Origin of the sequence: Mannheimia haemolytica (assembly GCA_900638155.1) — a bacterium.
Lineage (GTDB): Bacteria > Pseudomonadota > Gammaproteobacteria > Enterobacterales > Pasteurellaceae > Mannheimia > Mannheimia glucosida.
Map to the genome: position 1 here is coordinate 364,002 of LR134495.1, position 16,438 is coordinate 380,439.

Below are 16,438 nucleotides of genomic sequence, written 5' to 3' on the forward strand. Positions count from 1 at the left end.
TTAGAACCTTAAACTTGTTACAAATGTAATTAATGCGACGATGATTGAGTCAATACCCCATAAAACCAAGGAAACTACTACGCACATTGCCAATACAATCAAGGTGGTTTGTGTTGCTTCAGGGCGTGTCGGCCAAATAATTTTGCGTAGTTCGGTTCGAGACTCTTTAATAAAATGAATTGCCTTTTGCCCCTGATTTGTAATTGCCGCTAGTGCAACAGCACCAACTAGCAACACCACCAATAAAAGCACTCGAACAATTAATGAAAAATGAGATGAAAAATAGGCATTACCTACCGCAGCAACTGCTAAAAATACAATCGCAACCAGCCATAATGCTGTATTTGCACCTTTGCTTTTCCCCCCTTTTTGTTCGACTTGCTCGGGGGTTTTTGTTTTAATCTCAGTAGCCATATATAACCTAAAAAAATGAATAAAAAAATCAGAAATTATTTTAAAGCGTTAAATTCTATCATTTTCTACAAGACTTGCCACGATCTTTTATAGATTTTTATGCAAAATCAATATTATGCGGTGCTATCACGAATCACTAGCTTAGTCGGTAATTTAACAATCATCTCTTCTGCTGATAAGGTTTTACCACTCAAAAGAGTAAGTAGTTGTTTACCTGCTATTTTTCCCATTTGCTCGTAAGGGATCGCAATGGTTGTCAATTTAGGGTAGGAAATACTCCCCACTTCTAAACCACCTAAACCGGCAATCGCAAGATCTTTTGGAATGCTCATATGTCGGCGTAATGCTTCATATAATGCTCCGCAAGCCAATTCATCGGATAAAAAAACCAATGCATCTATTGCTTCCCAATTTAGAAGGGCTTCAGTCAACAAAGTTGCTCCTGCCGAAAACGAAATATCCTCTACTACGTGGTGGATTTTTAAAGGAGAAATATGATGTGCAAATAAAGTCGTATGCCAACTTTCTAAATATTGTTTGAAGATGGATAAATCTTGCTTCGCCGATAATAATCCAATCTCTCGATAGCCTTTTTTCACCAAAAAATGGATCATTTTCTCCATTGCTTCGTGGCTATCAATTCCAACACTGAGATGAATCGGTTCTTTTTTTATCGCACCTATTTCTACGGTAGGGATATTGCTGTTTTTAATCCACTCACGGGCATTAGGAGGGCAATCTAAATTCAAAAACACTATCGCTTGAGGAGCATGATTAATCAGTTCTTGAAACCAAGATTCTTGATCAGCGATCAAAATCACCATTTGCAATGCGGAATCCGCCAAGCTTTTGCGTAATGCCGATAAAATTAAGGTATTTTCCGTTGAGCTAATCGACGTCGTCACAATGACCAAATTATGTGATTCTGCAGAAGCTAATTGCCGAGCAGAAAAATGCGGAATATATCCTAGTTCAATGATTGCCTCTTCAATCCGTTTACGTAGTGGCTCCGACACCATTTCTGGTGTACGCAAAGCACGAGATACTGTCATCTGTCCAACACCAACAACTTTAGCTACATCAGCTAAAGTGACTCTGCCCGAAGATCTTCGATTTCTACTTGTTCCATTTGCCATACTATTTTCCTAATTGGGCCATATTATATGGCTAAATCCTTAATTTTCCTATTTAGAAAGATCAGAACAAAATACCAACTAATTATTTTTTATCCAATTAAATACTAAAAATGTTAACGCTATCACATTTTTAATATTTTCTGTTTGGTAGCGTTAACATTTCTATTTTATAGTATTTCTGCAGTTCAAAATTCAGACAACCATTCATTCACCTTTAATGGAGATTTACTATGAAAATTATGGCAGTATGTGGTTCCGGCTTAGGTAGCAGCTTTATGATGGAAATGAACATTAAAAAAGTATTGACGAAACTCGGAGTCGAAGCGGAAGTGAGTCATACCGACCTTTCCTCCGTTGTTGTTGATGATGCTGATTTATTTGTGATGGCAAAAGATATTGCCACAAGCAGCAATGTACCGGAAGAAAAACTCATCGTGGTAAAAAACATTGTTGGATTAGCAGAATTTGAAGAAAAATTGACCGCTTACTTTAACCAATAACGGGGATGTTATATGGAATCGCTACTCTTTTTTATATTAGATATTCTCAAAGTGCCTTCCGTTCTAGTGGGTTTAATTGCCCTGGTCGGTTTAGTTGCACAGAAAAAATCGGTATCCGATATTGTTAAAGGAACCATTAAAACTATTTTAGGCTTCTTAGTATTAAGCGGTGGTGCAACGGTACTTTTAAGCTCCCTAACTCCTTTAGGCGGTATGTTTGAGCACGCCTTCAACGTGCAAGGCATTATCCCTAATAACGAAGCGATTGTATCTATGGCAATCGAAAAATATGGTACGGCGACTGCGCTAATTATGGCATTCGGTATGGTAGCCAATATTTTAATTGCACGTTTTACCCGCCTAAAATTCATTTTCTTAACCGGACACCATACTTTCTATATGGCGTGTATGATAGGCGTAATCCTAACCGTTGCCGGCTTTGAAGGTATTCAGCTCGTCTTTGTCGGGGCATTAACCTTAGGGTTAATTATGGCATTTTTCCCGACTATCGCTCACTTCTATATGAAAAAAGTGACCGGTAGCAATGATGTTGCCTTAGGTCATTTCGGCACATTGGGCTACGTGCTTGCCGGTTCAATCGGGCAACTGGTAGGCAAAGGCTCTAAATCTACCGAAGAAATGGATTTACCCAAAAACCTCGGCTTCTTGCGTGATAGCTCCATTTCTATTTCACTCACGATGATGGCGATTTACTATATTCTCGCCATTGCTTCAGGCAGTGAATACGTTTCCACATTAAGCGGTGGACAACATTATTTAGTGTATGCCACCATTCAAGCCATCACGTTTGCAGCCGGTGTTTATGTCATTTTGCAAGGGGTTCGTTTAATTTTAGCTGAGATCGTCCCGGCATTTACCGGCTTCTCCGAAAAATTAGTACCTGATGCGAAACCGGCTCTCGACTGCCCGATTGTCTTCCCTTATGCTCCAAATGCGGTATTAGTCGGGTTTCTTGCCAGTTTCTTAGGTGGTATTTTAAGCTTAGCCATTCTAGGGCAACTTAATTGGGTGTTAATTTTACCAGGCGTGGTGCCACATTTCTTCTGTGGTGCAACTGCCGGTGTATTTGGAAATGCTACCGGCGGACGTCGTGGTGCGATTATCGGGGCTTTTATTCACGGTATATTAATTACTTTCTTACCGGTATTCTTATTACCTGTACTAGGTTCACTTGGCTTTGCTAACACCACCTTCTCTGACTCAGACTTCGGCGGTATTGGGATTGTGTTAGGCTATATGGCTCAATACTTCGATAAGAATATTATTACGCTCATTATTGTCGGCTTATTCGCTCTGTTGGTAGCCTATAATTATTTGGCGAAAAAACCGGCAGAACCGAAAGCCTAATTAAAATCAGATGTTATTTGCTACCTGCGAGGAATCTTCCCTACCATTTATTGATGGTAGGGAATTTTGTTTGGTTAAGCGACAACGCTCTTGTTCAATACCCATTATCCATCACATACCCCCCACTCACTTGTTTAATCACACCGGCTAATTCCAGCCCCAGCAATTCGACCAGTAATGTTTCAATCGTCAAGCTTGTGGCTTTGGCTAAATCATCAATCGCCATCGGCTCTAAGCTGATATGCTGATAAATTTGCTGCTGGCAAGCGGTCAGATTTGGCAGATTTTTTGCAAATTTTTCGCTGTTTTTGACCGCTTGTAAAGAGGTGCTTACTGCTGGTTTAGGCTCATCAAACAAAGGGATTTGCTGAGGTTGATATTGCGAGGCGACCGCCTCTAACATATCCTCCACACACTCCACGAGCAATGCTCCTTCTTTAATCAGCTTGTGGCAACCTTGTGCGTAAGGGTTTTGTACCGCATTCGGTAACGCAAACACTTCCCGACCTTGTTCAAGGGCATAGCGAGCGGTAATTAATGAGCCACTATTGATAGTTGCTTCAATCACCAAAGTACCGAGCGATAAACCGCTGATTATGCGGTTTCGACGTGGGAAATTTTCAGCAATCGGGGGCTGATTAGGCGAAAATTCAGACACCAACGCACCGCCTAACTCGATAATTTGCTTTGCCAGTTTTTGATGGCGGGCAGGATAAATCCGGTTTAATCCGCTGCCTAACACGGCAATCGTAACCCCTTGATGTTCCACTACTTTTTTATGTGCAAAACCGTCAATACCAATCGCCAAACCGCTGGTCACCGCTATATTGTGCTTCACCAAGTCAGCGGCAAATTGCCCCGCCCAATATTCCCCGTAGGGCGAATAATCCCGACTGCCGACAATCGCAATTTGCGGTAAAGCAAGGCTTTCGACATTACCCTTTACAAATAAAATCGGTGGAGCGGTGGAAATTTGCCGCAACAAGAAAGGGTAAGCTTTATCAAATAAACTCAGGATTTGCTGATTCGGCTGCTCCGCCCAAGTTAGTGCCTGCTCAATCCAATTTTTATCCGGATTAAACCAACGCTGAATCTGCTTTTCATTCCAGCCCATCTGCCTTAACTGTGTTTTATCGTAGGCACAAAATTCGGCAAAATCCAACTCCGCCAATAACCGTCCGATTCGCTGCGGACCAATTTGCGGAACCTGCAACAAACGCAATAAATCATACTGATATGCCATTTTTTCACCCTCAAAATTTCCCTAATAATAAGAAAACGTTTAGAATAGCCAAACGAATTTTTTAAACTTTTCGAGAGAGATCACAAAAATGGCTATATTAGATGTTGTGCTTTACCCCGATGAGAAACTGGCAACCGTGTGTGAACCGGTGGAACAGGTGGACGAAGCACTGAATCGTTTTATCGATGATATGTTTGAAACAATGTACGAACACGAAGGTATCGGCTTAGCTGCACCGCAAGTGGGCGTACTTAAGCGTGTTATTACTATTGATATTGAGGGCGACAAAACCAATCAAGTGGTGTTGATTAACCCTGAAATTTTAGAAAGTAGCGGTGAAACCGGCATTGAGGAGGGTTGCCTCTCCATTCCCGGGCATCGTGCCTTAGTGCCACGCAAAGAGAAAGTGAAAGTCAAAGCCCTTAACCGCCAAGGCGAAGAAATTATCATTGATGCCGATGATTTATTTGCGATTTGTATTCAACACGAAATCGACCACTTAAACGGCGTGCTTTTTGTTGACCACATCTCCAATTTAAAACGCCAACGCATCAAAGAAAAAATGCAAAAATTGAAAAAGCAAATTGCACGAGCGAAATAACCAGGCACAAGCGGTTAAAATGGCTTAAAAATTTGCAAATTAAGTGTGATGACACGATAATAACCACAGTTCAACTTTAGAAAGGATAAAAATATGATTATCGTCACCGGCGGCGCAGGTATGATTGGCAGTAACATTGTTAAAGCCTTAAATGAAATCGGTCGCAAAGATATTTTAGTAGTAGATAACCTCAAAAACGGGGAAAAATTTATCAACTTAGTGGACTTAGATATTGCGGATTATTGCGATAAAGAGGATTTCATCGCCTCTATTATCGCCGGCGATGATTTTGGTGAGATTGATGCGGTTTTCCATCAAGGAGCTTGCTCGGCAACCACCGAATGGGACGGCAAATACTTAATGCAAAATAACTACGAATATTCAAAAGAGTTATTGCATTTTTGTTTAGATCGCCAAATTCCTTTCTTCTATGCCTCAAGTGCGGCAACCTATGGCGGACGCTCGGATAATTTTATCGAGAAACGGGAGTTTGAAGGCCCATTAAATGCTTATGGCTACTCTAAATTCCTATTTGATGAATATGTCCGCCGTATTTTGCCTGAGGCAGAATCGCCAGTTTGTGGTTTTAAATATTTCAATGTATATGGCCCTCGTGAGCAACACAAAGGATCAATGGCAAGTGTTGCGTTCCACTTAAACAACCAAATGTTGAAAGGGGAAAATCCAAAACTATTTGCCGGTTCAGAGCAGTTCTTGCGTGATTTTGTTTATGTGGAAGATGTGGCAAAAGTGAATCTTTGGGCGTGGCAAAACAGCATTTCTGGCATTTTCAACCTCGGCACCGGAAAAGCGGAATCTTTCCAAGAAGTTGCGAATGCGGTTATCAAATACCACGGCAAAGGCGAAATTGAAACCATCCCATTCCCGGATCATTTAAAATCCCGCTACCAAACGTTCACTCAAGCGGACTTAACCAACCTAAGAGCCGCTGGCTACACAGGCACATTTAAAACCGTTGCTGAAGGAACAGCGGAATATATGGCGTGGTTGAATCGCTAATCAAACGTTGTTAAAAAAGCAGAAAGAGCTACGAAATGTAGCTCTTTTTGTTATAAGGTTATAAGGATTAGAATGCTGTCGTATCTTGGAATAAGCCTACTTTTAAATCAGTAGCAGTATAGATCACTCGCCCATCTACTTCGACTTCACCATCAGCAACACCCATCACTAACTTACGATTGACCACTCGTTTCATATGAATACGGTAAGTCACTTTTTTTGCTGTCGGTAAAATTTGCCCGGTGAATTTTACTTCACCTACGCCCAATGCACGTCCTTTGCCTTCGCCACCAATCCAGCCGAGATAAAAACCAACCAGTTGCCACATCGCATCTAAGCCTAAGCAACCCGGCATTACAGGATCGTTAATAAAATGACAGTTAAAAAACCATAAATCCGGTTTAATATCAAACTCAGCTTCAATATACCCTTTTTCAAAATTGCCTTTTTCTTGGCTCATTTCAATGATTCGATCCATCATTAACATTGGTGGAGCCGGTAATTGAGGCCCTTTTTCACCGAATAATTGACCTTTGCCTGATAGCAAAAGCTCTTCGTAAGTATAGCTTGGTTTGATGATTGGTGTACAACTGTTCATTATTTTTAAAATCCTGTAAAGTAAAAAAAGCCTGTTATATCAATAACTGATAAATCAGGCTGATAGTAACAGACTTTTAATTCAGTGAACAGTTGTAAGCTGACTTGTCGGATCAGTCTAGCTTTATCTTTTTGCAAATTTTGCTTAAAAATGAACCGCTTGTTTCTTCACTTTCCCGCTCATCTAGATTCTGGTGAATCAAGGTAAATAATGCTGTTTGGGCTGGGTTAGGGGCTTTCTCATCATCATAAAAATCCCGCTCAAACAGAATCGCTATGGCATCAAACACATTTTCCACCGTCCAAATTTTAAATAGACCTTGCTCCACTGCCTCAACAACTTCTGAACTTAAACTCAAATGGCTAACACAGGCTGCCGGAATAATCACACCTTGTTTCCCCGTTAATTGGCGAGCATGACAAATATTAAAGAAGCCTTCAATTTTCTGATTTACCCCGCCCACGCTTAGCACATTCCCAAATTGATCGATAGCACCTGTCACCGCAATAGATTGTGGCAAGCCAACTTTAGCTAAGGCACTCACTAGTACATTGAAAATCGCAAGAGAAGAACTATCCCCATCAATTTCACCATAGGATTGTTCAAAAGCAATCGAAGCTGAAAACGGTAACTGGGTTGGTAGTTCTAACAGATTCGCTAAACAAGATTGAGCGATAATAATACCTTTGGAGTGGATATTTCCCCCTAGCTCCACTTTACGCTCAATATCTGTAATTTCGCCATCACCATATTGTACATTACAACTTATGCGTAAGGGCTCGCCAAAACTATGCGGAATGCCTTCAAACTCAATGACCGATAAGCCATTGATCTGCCCAATTTCCTCTCCTTCGGTTTCAATATAAAGTTGATTAGTCAGAATATCACCCACCGTATATTGATTTAATATCGATGATTGCTGTTCTAAATAATCAAAATAACCTTTTACCTCGTCAATTTCGGTCACATTTGGGTAAAAATTTTGAATTCCTAATAAATGTTTTCTCAATAATGTAGGGGAAATAGACACCAACTCTCGGCTTTCACTTTCACGTATATAGGCCTGTAAAAATTGATTAAGCGCTGTGGAAGTTAATCGCTTATTGATGAGATTCTCAGCATAATTCTGAACATAACCTCCCCACTGCTCCACATTATCCGATAATGATAAGTAGGATTTTATTTCGGTATATTGCCCAAATTGATACAACCCATCATCATAAGCAGATAAAGTAGAAATATCTTCTCTTTCCCCTACTAAAATCAATTTAAATGTTGATTTCTCTTTAGCCGATAAATAGGGTGAGTGATTAACAGAATTTGGCTCATATTCACCAAATAATAATGCCTGTTTTAGCTTATCCCATTGGGTAATATCCAATAAGAGCGAACGGATATTAACAATTAAAATTCCCTTATCTGCCTCGTGAATTGCACCTTTAACATATTCTGTTTTCAGCTCTCTTTCCAAAAACACAGAATAACCAAATAGACTATTTTTATTGAAATCCATTTTGCTAATAATCGGCAGATCTACACTATATTTTTTCAGATATTCCGTGATTTCATTGATAAATTCCGGAAAAAGCTCAGATTTTAAGACTAATAAAGCACCAGACTGAGATTGTAAAAATTGATTTAACGCTTGTTTTGCTTGAGGTTGAAAATCTAAAAAATTCAATTTCTCATCTAAACGAGAGAAATCATTTTGCATTACTAATTTTTGGCTACTAAGTAAAGAAAGGGTCACAAATCTGCCTCATTATTGAAAATTTGGTTTATTATACAAAATTCCGCTATACTTGCTAAATATAGCTTACTTTTTCCTATCATATTCAGATTATGCGATATCAGAAACTCATCACCCAAGAAACAACTTGGAAATGGCAATATCTCCTAAAAAAACATCGTGAAGGAGAAAATATTACTAAGCATGAAGAACAAAGCTTGATCGATTTAAAAGTTCAGTTCCTCTCTACTTTGCAAGACTCTCCGGACGAAGTGGAAAAATGGATTAAGTCGGAAATGACACCTGAGCAACGTAAGAAAATGCGCCAATCAGTACGCGCCAAACGCAAACGCTTCTTTAATGCTGAAAAGCAAACAACCAAGAAAAAATCCATTGATTTAGAGTATTCGAGCTGGTTAAGGCTCTCTAAATATGCAAAAAGCCAAAAACTAACGCTTTCTGAAGCTATTGTCAAATTAACCGATGAACTCGAAAATAAACAACTTTACTTAGAGCAAGTTGCTAAAATGAAATCAAGTTTAAAAGATTTACTGAAATAAAAAAAGAAAAAAGCCCACTAACAAGCGGGCTTTTTTTGATTCAATTTTTCAACTGAATAACTATATTACATAGTTACTTCTTTTGAACCTTGAACTTGGATTTCAACACGACGATCTGGTGCTAAGCAAGCGATTAATGCTTTACGACCTTTAACTGCATCACATGTATGACCAGTTACTGGGTTTGCTTCACCGTAACCTACAGCTGTTACATTAGCTGGGTTAGTACCTTTAGAAACGATGTAGTTAGCTACTGTTTCAGCACGACGTTGTGAAAGTTTTAAGTTAGATGCTTCTTTACCGATACGGTCTGTGTAACCATTAACTTGGATAGCTGGGTTTGCTAAGCCTAAGTTGCTGATTTCAGCGTGTGCTGCATCTAAAGAAGTTGCTGCTGCCGGTTTTAAGCTTGATTTACCGAAATCAAATAAAACATCAGAGCTGAATGCGAAGTTTTTAGTTACAACTTCTGGTGCTTCAACTGGTGCTGCACCTTGACCGAAACGGTATGATAAACCTGCAGATACAGAGTGGATATCTGGGCTGTATTGGAAGTTTGTACCCTCGATATTAGCTGTTTTACGAGCTGCCTTATCTAAGTTACCAACACGGTTTAAGTATTGATATTCAACACGAGCAGCTAATTCAGGAGTAATTGCATACTCAAGACCAGCACCTAATAATAGAGAAGGTTTTAAGTTGTGAGCTTTAATGCGTGAATCTTTAGCTACATTTTGTTGTACGTAGTAATCGTTACGAACTAATGCAACACCTACTTTACCGTAAACATCTAAGTTAGGAACAACTTCGTAGCTTGGTTTTAAGCTTAAGTGAGCACCGTGAGCTGAATGTTTGGCTGCACGTTTATCTGAATTTTCACCTTCAAAAGTTTTGTTACCGCGAACACGACCAAAATAATCATAACCTAATTCTGTCGCTAAACCAAAGTTGTTTTGGTTTAAGATTTGGTAACCACCGAATACACCGTAAGTTACAGAGTTACGGTTAATACCGAATTCACCACCATCTTTGTGGTCAAATTGAGTTAAACCGTCGTGGAATGATGCCCAACCAGCTTTAGCACCTGCATAGAAAGTGTTAGCTTGTGGAGCTGCTTGAGCTACTGCAGCTGCTGATAATACTGCTAATGCAACTAATGTTTTTTTCATTTTGATGATCCTCTTAAATATTGTCATCGATTAAAATAAATTCTTAATACCCACAAAAAGTATTAAAACTTTAACTTTATGCTTCAACAATTAAGAAGCAAGATAGCTAATGTCAGAAGCTATTATACAAAAATTTATCTAAAAACAGAACTTTTTTGTATAAAATTTATCTTCTGAGTAACATTCTTGTTCTAATTTAGATTGAGCAAGAATATTGTCATTATGTGGTTTCATTTTCGAAAAATCAATCGTTTTTTCCTAATGAAATGTATAGAAATGTATAAATTTGAATATTTTTTGCACAAATAATTGGTTTTTGAACATATTTTAATCAACCCTCCTTCCATTCCCAATTTCCCTAAATCTTGCTAAGATAAACAAAATTTAATGCTTTCATTATAAAAACTAAACACAACTATGATACCTAGACTTTCTGAAGTACCGCAACTGGATAAAACCACCCAATCCTATTTAACCGAACTCGTCAATCAGCATTTTAGTGGGGAAATCGCATCACATTATGCAGATAGACTTTCGCTCGCAACAGACAACAGTGTATATCAGCAAATTCCACAGGCTATTCTGTTTCCGAAATCCGTTTCCGATGTCATCATTTTGACCAAACTTGCCCAAAAGCCGACATATCAACATTTAACCTTTACTCCAAGAGGTGGCGGTACAGGAACTAACGGGCAGTCTCTTAACAATAATATTATTGTTGATCTCTCCCGCCATATGAATCAGATTTTGGAACTGAATGTGGAAGAGCGTTGGGTGCGGGTGCAGGCAGGTGTGGTGAAAGACCAACTCAATCAATTTTTAAAGCCACACGGGCTGTTCTTTTCCCCCGAACTTTCTACCAGTAACAGAGCGACTTTAGGCGGAATGATCAACACCGATGCTTCAGGGCAAGGCTCTTTGCAATATGGTAAAACCTCGGATCACATTCTCGCCATCAAATCTGTGCTTATTAACGGCGATATTTTAGAGACACAAGCGGTCAAATCTGCTGATTTTTTTGCAAACATCGAAGAATTGAACCTCTCCGCTCTCGGCAAAACCTTGCACCGAGAAATTTTCAACCGTTGCAAAACATTACGCCCCAAAGTGCTGAGCGAACTCCCCCAGCTTAACCGTTTTATTACCGGCTATGATTTAAAAAATGTGTTTAACCATGATGAAAGCGAATTTAACCTTACCCGTATTTTAACCGGTTCTGAAGGTTCGCTTGCCTTTATTTGCGAAGCCAAACTGAATTTACTGCCGATTCCCAAATATCGCACTTTAATTAATATAAAATATAACTCCTTTGACGCTGCCCTACGCTCCGCTCCTTTTATGTTAGAGGCAAAAGCCTTATCGGTGGAAACGGTAGATTCCAAAGTGCTCAATCTTGCCAAGCAAGATATCGTCTGGCATTCGGTGTCAGATTTATTAACCGAAGATCCAGCCAACCCGATTTTAGGGATTAACATTGTTGAATATGCCTCAAGCGATCAGGCTCAAATTGAACCCCAAGTGAAAGCACTCTGCCAAAGCCTCGATCAAAAAATAGCGAAAGGAGAAGGTGGGATTATCGGCTATCAACTCACAAGTGATGTAAATTCTATTGAGAAAATCTACGCAATGCGGAAAAAAGCCGTGGGTTTGCTTGGCAATGCCAAAGGCTGGGCAAAACCAATCGCCTTTGTAGAAGATACCGCCGTGCCACCGGAAAACCTTGCCGATTACATTGCGGAATTTCGAGCTTTATTAGATCGCTATAATTTGCCTTACGGAATGTTCGGACACGTTGATGCCGGCGTGCTACACGTTCGCCCTGCTCTTGATTTATGCGACAAAGCCCAAGTGGAAACCTTTAAGCAAATTTCCGACCAAGTAGTCGAACTCACCGCCAAATACGGTGGCTTGATTTGGGGCGAACACGGCAAAGGAATGCGTTCTTACTACGGCGAACGTTTCTTTGGCGAAACTTTGTGGCAAGAACTCCGCTACATCAAAACCTTATTTGACCCGCACAACCGCTTGAATCCGGGTAAAATTTGTACGCCATTAGAAAGCAAAGCCTCGCTCTACCCGATTGATTCCCAAATGCGAGCCGATTTTGACCGCCAAATTCCAATCCAAATGCGAGAAGAATTTAAAGGAGCAATGAATTGTAACGGCAACGGCTTATGCTTTAACTTTGATGTTCACAGCACGATGTGCCCCTCAATGAAAGTCTCGGGCAATCGTCTTTACTCACCGAAAGGGCGGGCAACGCTTGTGCGTGAATGGCTCAGATTGCTTGCCGAACAAAATGTTTCGCCCGACGATTTGATCTTCAAACCGCAGAAACAAGCGGTCAAATTAGCTGATTTTGTTGCAAAAATTCGCAACACGCTCAATAAAAACAAAGAGTATGATTTTTCACACGAAGTCAAAGCGGCGATGGACACCTGCCTTGCCTGCAAAGCCTGTGCCAGCCAATGCCCGATTAAAATTGACGTACCGACGTTCAGATCGCAATTTAACGAGCTTTACCACAGCCGCTATTTGCGACCACTGAAAGATTATGTGGTCTCAAACTTAGAATTTATCGCCCCGTTAATGGCGAAACAACCACGTTTTTTCAATTTTTTCAGCACTTCAACCTTCGCTGAAAAAGCTGCAAACAAAACTATTGGAATGACCTATTTGCCAGCATTATCAGTGCCAAATCTGCAACATCAGTTGGTGGAAATCGGCTATCAAGGCGAGAGCCTAGAAAGCCTTGAACAACAAGCTGCAAGCGGTGATTTCTCTGCAAAAAATTGCAAAACCTTGTTGATTGTGCAAGATCCATTCACCTCTTACTACGATGCCAAAGTGGTGGCAGACTTTGTTGCTCTTATACAAAAATTAGGCTTTAAGCCGATTGTGCTGCCATTCAAGCCAAGCGGTAAAGCACAACACGTTAAAGGCTTTTTGCATAAATTTGCAAAAACGGCGAAAAACCAAGCCGATTTTTTAAATCGTGTGGCGAAATTGGGGCTACCGATGGTGGCAGTCGATCCTGCCTTAACTTTGCTTTATCGTGAAGAATACAAAGAGATCCTCAAAGAAGCTCGGGGCGATTTCAAAGTCTTATTGGCACACGAATGGTTAAAGGAAGCGATTAAAAACGGCGAGCTGGAAAATTGCAAAAAATCGGCAAATTCCAACCGCTTGCAATGGCATTTATTCTCCCATTGTACTGAATCTACCGCACTCCCTAGCTCGCCTAAAGAGTGGCAAGCTATTTTTGCCCATTTTGGCGAAACATTAGTAACCGAAACGGTCGGCTGCTGCGGAATGGCAGGCACATTCGGACACGAAACCAAACATCTTGCGATGTCAAAAGCGATTTACGAGCAGTCGTGGCAACAAAAAATCCACGGCAAACCGCTTGAACGCTGTTTAGCCACAGGCTACTCTTGTCGCTCTCAAGTCAAACGATTTGAACAACAAGCCATTAAGCACCCTGTTCAGGCATTGCTGGAAGTGATTTAAGGTTGAAATATCAACAGAAAGGACTTAGAATAAAAAGTGAGGCAGGTAACCAGCCTGCCTCTGTCTGATTTTAGGTTATCTTGCGAATAACCGAACTAGCACATCGAGTATGCTGAGTACTTTAATGCTAGCGGACGTTACTATTAAAAATAGTAACGCAACCAGAAATAAAATTTCTGATTTTTTCACATAAATCACCTCCTTAGTGCTATATGACTTAAGGTAATATGGGCGATCAAATAATGTACTATTGGCGTAGTATGTTTCGCTCAAAGAGATAATGAAAGCTGTCTAAATAGACAGCTTTTTTATTAGACAGGAAATAATAATGACCATTTGGAAACAAACCGCAACTTGTGAACAATTAAACACACTCAGCCAAAAATCGGCGGTGTCACACTTAGGGATTGAATTTACCGCTATCGGTGAAGATTGGATTGAAGCACAGCTTCGGGTGGACGAACGCACTCAACAGCCGTTTGGCGTATTGCACGGCGGTGTATCGGCAGCACTCGCGGAAACTACTGCCAATGCAGGGGCGTTAATGGTGTGTGAGTCCCATCAAATTGCGGTGGGAATGGAGCTAAACATCAGCCATTTAAAATCAATTCCGGCAGGCACAAAAGCGATTGCCAAAGCTACACCGCTGAAATTAGGGCGTGAAGTACAGGTCTGGAATATCGACATTAAAGACGAACAAGGTAACTTGTGTGCAGTGGCTCGCCTTTCCACCAAAACCTTAGATAAACGGTAGTTTCTTATTCACTACAAGCGGTCAAATTCTCCAAAAATTTTGCAAAAAACTTGGAAAATCCGACCGCTTGTTCATAAAAGGCGTTTGGAAAACCCGCTAACCTATTATAAAATACCTTTCTTTTTATCCATTACTAACAAGAGAATTCCAACATGAATAATCGTGGCTTACTGCTAATGGGTTTATTTCTTGTGTCTATTTTGATTTTTACACAATGGCAACAAGATTTTGATCCTGAAATTCAAGCACAAAAACAAGCTCAAGTGGCAGCACAAACCCAACAAGCGGGTGATGTTCCGTCTGCTTCCAATGCCAATAATCCAATCGCAGATAGCATCACGCAAGGTAAAACCATTACCGTGGAAAGCGATGTATTACGTCTGACTATTGATACCTTAGGCGGTGATGTCATCGGTTCAGATTTGTTAAAACATAATGCTGAATTGCACTCTAACACGCCATTTAAACTATTACAGCAAGACGGCGGTAAAATCTACGTTGCTCAAAGCGGTTTAGTGGGTAAAAACGGGATTGATACCAATGCCGGTCGTCCACAATATGCGGTGACTGCGGAGAGTTTCAAATTAGCCGAAGGTCAAAATGAAATTTCTGTACCATTAACCTTTGAAAAAGAGGGTGTGGTTTACACCAAAACTTTCACCCTAAAACGTGGCAGCTATGATGTTGGAGTAAACTTCAATATCAAAAATAACACTGCACAATCGATTGAAGTTCAGCCTTACGGACAGCTCAAACACTCTGTGATTGAAAGTTCAGGTAGCTTAACAATGCCAACTTATACAGGTGGTGCTTACTCTTCTTCAGAAACCAACTACAAAAAATACAGCTTCCAAGATATGGAAAAAGCCAACTTAAGCGTGGACACCAAAGCCGGTTGGATTGCGGTATTACAACACTATTTCGTGTCTGCTTGGGTACCAAACCAAGATTCGGATAACAACCTTTATTCACGCACCAATAATGGTGTAGCGACTATCGGTTATCGCGGTCCGTTAACTACTGTTGCTCCAAACTCGGAAGCGAATTTAAGCAGCAAACTTTGGACAGGTTCTAAAGATCAGAAAGAAATGGCTGATGCGGCAAATAACCTTGATTTAACCGTAGATTACGGCTGGGCGTGGTTTATTGCCAAACCGCTTTTCTGGTTACTGACTGCAATCCAAAAAGTTGTTGGCAACTGGGGCTTGGCAATTATCGGAGTGACGATTGTGGTGAAAACCCTTCTTTACCCATTAACCAAAGCACAATACACCTCAATGGCAAAAATGCGTATGTTACAGCCTCGTATTACTGAAATGCGTGAACGTTTCGGCGACGACCGTCAACGTATGAGCCAAGAGATGATGAAGCTCTACAAAGAAGAAAAAGTGAACCCAATGGGTGGCTGCTTACCAATCCTAATCCAAATGCCGATTTTCATTGCTTTATATTGGACATTTATGGAAGCGGTAGAATTACGCCACGCCCCGTTCTTCGGCTGGATTCAAGACTTATCGGCACAAGACCCATACTACATTCTGCCTTTATTAATGGGTGGCTCGATGTTCTTGTTACAAAAAATGTCACCAACACCGGTAGCTGACCCGGTACAACAAAAAGTAATGACCTTTATGCCGGTTATCTTTACCGTGTTCTTCTTATGGTTCCCATCAGGCTTAGTGCTTTACTGGTTAACCTCAAACTTAATTACGATTGCACAGCAATGGTTGATTTACCGTAACCTTGAGAAAAAAGGCTTACACTCTCGTAAGAAATAATCACTAAAAACAAAGCCCGTTGAATTGAATCAACGGGCTTTTTGTTGCTTTACAAGCG

Annotated in this window: 14 protein-coding genes; 8 read left to right on the top strand and 6 right to left on the bottom strand. The window is 40.5% G+C overall.

Features of this window, described 5'->3' with window-relative positions; all coding sequences use genetic code 11:
• Together secE and EL242_RS01980 are read right to left on the bottom strand one after the other, a co-directional pair.
• Positions 1-414 (bottom strand): preprotein translocase subunit SecE, encoded by a 414-nt coding sequence (secE, locus tag EL242_RS01975; RefSeq protein ID WP_006248761.1) that lies wholly within the window; start codon positions 412-414, stop codon positions 1-3.
• Positions 415-527: 113 nt separating this feature from the next.
• Entirely contained in the window at positions 528-1,550 is a 1,023-nt protein-coding gene (locus EL242_RS01980) for a LacI family DNA-binding transcriptional regulator (protein WP_126301297.1), read from the bottom strand.
• 230 nt (positions 1,551-1,780) lie between these two features.
• Here EL242_RS01980 and EL242_RS01985 point away from each other — a divergent pair, with 230 nt between their 5' ends.
• Together EL242_RS01985 and EL242_RS01990 are read left to right on the top strand one after the other, a co-directional pair.
• Entirely contained in the window at positions 1,781-2,050 is a 270-nt protein-coding gene (locus EL242_RS01985; RefSeq protein ID WP_126301298.1) for a PTS sugar transporter subunit IIB, read from the top strand.
• A 12-nt stretch (positions 2,051-2,062) separates the two neighbouring features.
• On the top strand, positions 2,063-3,418 hold the full coding sequence (locus EL242_RS01990) for a PTS ascorbate transporter subunit IIC (RefSeq protein ID WP_126301299.1): 1,356 nt from the start codon (positions 2,063-2,065) through the stop codon (positions 3,416-3,418).
• A gap of 94 nt (positions 3,419-3,512) precedes the next feature.
• Here the strand turns inward: EL242_RS01990 and dprA are convergent, their stop codons facing one another.
• Complete coding sequence (gene dprA / locus EL242_RS01995) at positions 3,513-4,661, bottom strand: DNA-processing protein DprA (protein ID WP_126301300.1); 1,149 nt, start codon at positions 4,659-4,661, stop codon at positions 3,513-3,515.
• Between the two features lie 88 nt (positions 4,662-4,749).
• Between dprA and def the strand changes: the two genes are divergently transcribed.
• Positions 4,750-5,262 (top strand): peptide deformylase, encoded by a 513-nt coding sequence (def, locus tag EL242_RS02000; RefSeq protein WP_006248765.1) that lies wholly within the window; start codon positions 4,750-4,752, stop codon positions 5,260-5,262.
• 93 nt (positions 5,263-5,355) lie between these two features.
• Positions 5,356-6,282, top strand: a complete 927-nt coding sequence (rfaD, locus tag EL242_RS02005; protein ID WP_006248766.1) for an ADP-glyceromanno-heptose 6-epimerase — start codon at positions 5,356-5,358, stop codon at positions 6,280-6,282.
• A gap of 67 nt (positions 6,283-6,349) precedes the next feature.
• Here rfaD and fabA read toward each other — a convergent pair whose 3' ends face one another.
• Both fabA and EL242_RS02015 read right to left on the bottom strand, forming a co-directional pair.
• The gene (gene fabA, locus EL242_RS02010) at positions 6,350-6,880 is read right to left on the bottom strand and encodes a bifunctional 3-hydroxydecanoyl-ACP dehydratase/trans-2-decenoyl-ACP isomerase (protein ID WP_126301301.1); all 531 of its coding nucleotides are present in this window, start codon (positions 6,878-6,880) and stop codon (positions 6,350-6,352) included.
• 112 nt (positions 6,881-6,992) lie between these two features.
• A complete protein-coding gene (locus EL242_RS02015; RefSeq protein WP_126301302.1) occupies positions 6,993-8,630 on the bottom strand; it encodes an AAA family ATPase in 1,638 nt (545 codons plus the stop codon).
• 92 nt (positions 8,631-8,722) lie between these two features.
• Here EL242_RS02015 and matP point away from each other — a divergent pair, with 92 nt between their 5' ends.
• The gene (matP, locus tag EL242_RS02020) at positions 8,723-9,169 is read left to right on the top strand and encodes a macrodomain Ter protein MatP (protein ID WP_126301303.1); all 447 of its coding nucleotides are present in this window, start codon (positions 8,723-8,725) and stop codon (positions 9,167-9,169) included.
• 65 nt (positions 9,170-9,234) lie between these two features.
• Here matP and ompA read toward each other — a convergent pair whose 3' ends face one another.
• Positions 9,235-10,338, bottom strand: a complete 1,104-nt coding sequence (gene ompA, locus EL242_RS02025; protein WP_126301304.1) for a porin OmpA — start codon at positions 10,336-10,338, stop codon at positions 9,235-9,237.
• Between the two features lie 417 nt (positions 10,339-10,755).
• Here ompA and EL242_RS02030 point away from each other — a divergent pair, with 417 nt between their 5' ends.
• From EL242_RS02030 to yidC, 3 genes are all read left to right on the top strand, one after another.
• Positions 10,756-13,848: an FAD-binding and (Fe-S)-binding domain-containing protein gene (locus EL242_RS02030; protein ID WP_126301305.1), complete on the top strand. Its 3,093-nt coding sequence runs from the start codon at positions 10,756-10,758 to the stop codon at positions 13,846-13,848.
• A 328-nt stretch (positions 13,849-14,176) separates the two neighbouring features.
• Positions 14,177-14,602, top strand: coding sequence for a hotdog fold thioesterase (locus tag EL242_RS02035; protein WP_126301306.1), 426 nt, complete (start codon positions 14,177-14,179; stop codon positions 14,600-14,602).
• 152 nt (positions 14,603-14,754) lie between these two features.
• Positions 14,755-16,380 carry a membrane protein insertase YidC gene (gene yidC, locus EL242_RS02040; RefSeq protein ID WP_126301307.1) on the top strand — a complete coding sequence of 542 codons (1,626 nt, stop codon included), beginning with the start codon at positions 14,755-14,757 and terminating at the stop codon, positions 16,378-16,380.
• The last annotated feature ends 58 nt before the right edge of the window (positions 16,381-16,438 follow it).

Bases quoted from the DNA above. Each gene is read 5' to 3' on its own strand.
- EL242_RS02030 (WP_126301305.1), top strand. From the start codon at position 10,756: ATGATACCTAGACTTTCTGAAGTACCGCAACTGGATAAAACCACCCAA.
- secE (WP_006248761.1), bottom strand. From the start codon at position 414: ATGGCTACTGAGATTAAAACAAAAACCCCCGAGCAAGTCGAACAAAAA.
- rfaD (WP_006248766.1), top strand. From the start codon at position 5,356: ATGATTATCGTCACCGGCGGCGCAGGTATGATTGGCAGTAACATTGTT.
- yidC (WP_126301307.1), top strand. From the start codon at position 14,755: ATGAATAATCGTGGCTTACTGCTAATGGGTTTATTTCTTGTGTCTATT.
- ompA (WP_126301304.1), bottom strand. From the start codon at position 10,338: ATGAAAAAAACATTAGTTGCATTAGCAGTATTATCAGCAGCTGCAGTA.
- EL242_RS01985 (WP_126301298.1), top strand. From the start codon at position 1,781: ATGAAAATTATGGCAGTATGTGGTTCCGGCTTAGGTAGCAGCTTTATG.
- dprA (WP_126301300.1), bottom strand. From the start codon at position 4,661: ATGGCATATCAGTATGATTTATTGCGTTTGTTGCAGGTTCCGCAAATT.
- matP (WP_126301303.1), top strand. From the start codon at position 8,723: ATGCGATATCAGAAACTCATCACCCAAGAAACAACTTGGAAATGGCAA.
- EL242_RS01980 (WP_126301297.1), bottom strand. From the start codon at position 1,550: ATGGCAAATGGAACAAGTAGAAATCGAAGATCTTCGGGCAGAGTCACT.
- def (WP_006248765.1), top strand. From the start codon at position 4,750: ATGGCTATATTAGATGTTGTGCTTTACCCCGATGAGAAACTGGCAACC.
- EL242_RS01990 (WP_126301299.1), top strand. From the start codon at position 2,063: ATGGAATCGCTACTCTTTTTTATATTAGATATTCTCAAAGTGCCTTCC.
- EL242_RS02035 (WP_126301306.1), top strand. From the start codon at position 14,177: ATGACCATTTGGAAACAAACCGCAACTTGTGAACAATTAAACACACTC.
- fabA (WP_126301301.1), bottom strand. From the start codon at position 6,880: ATGAACAGTTGTACACCAATCATCAAACCAAGCTATACTTACGAAGAG.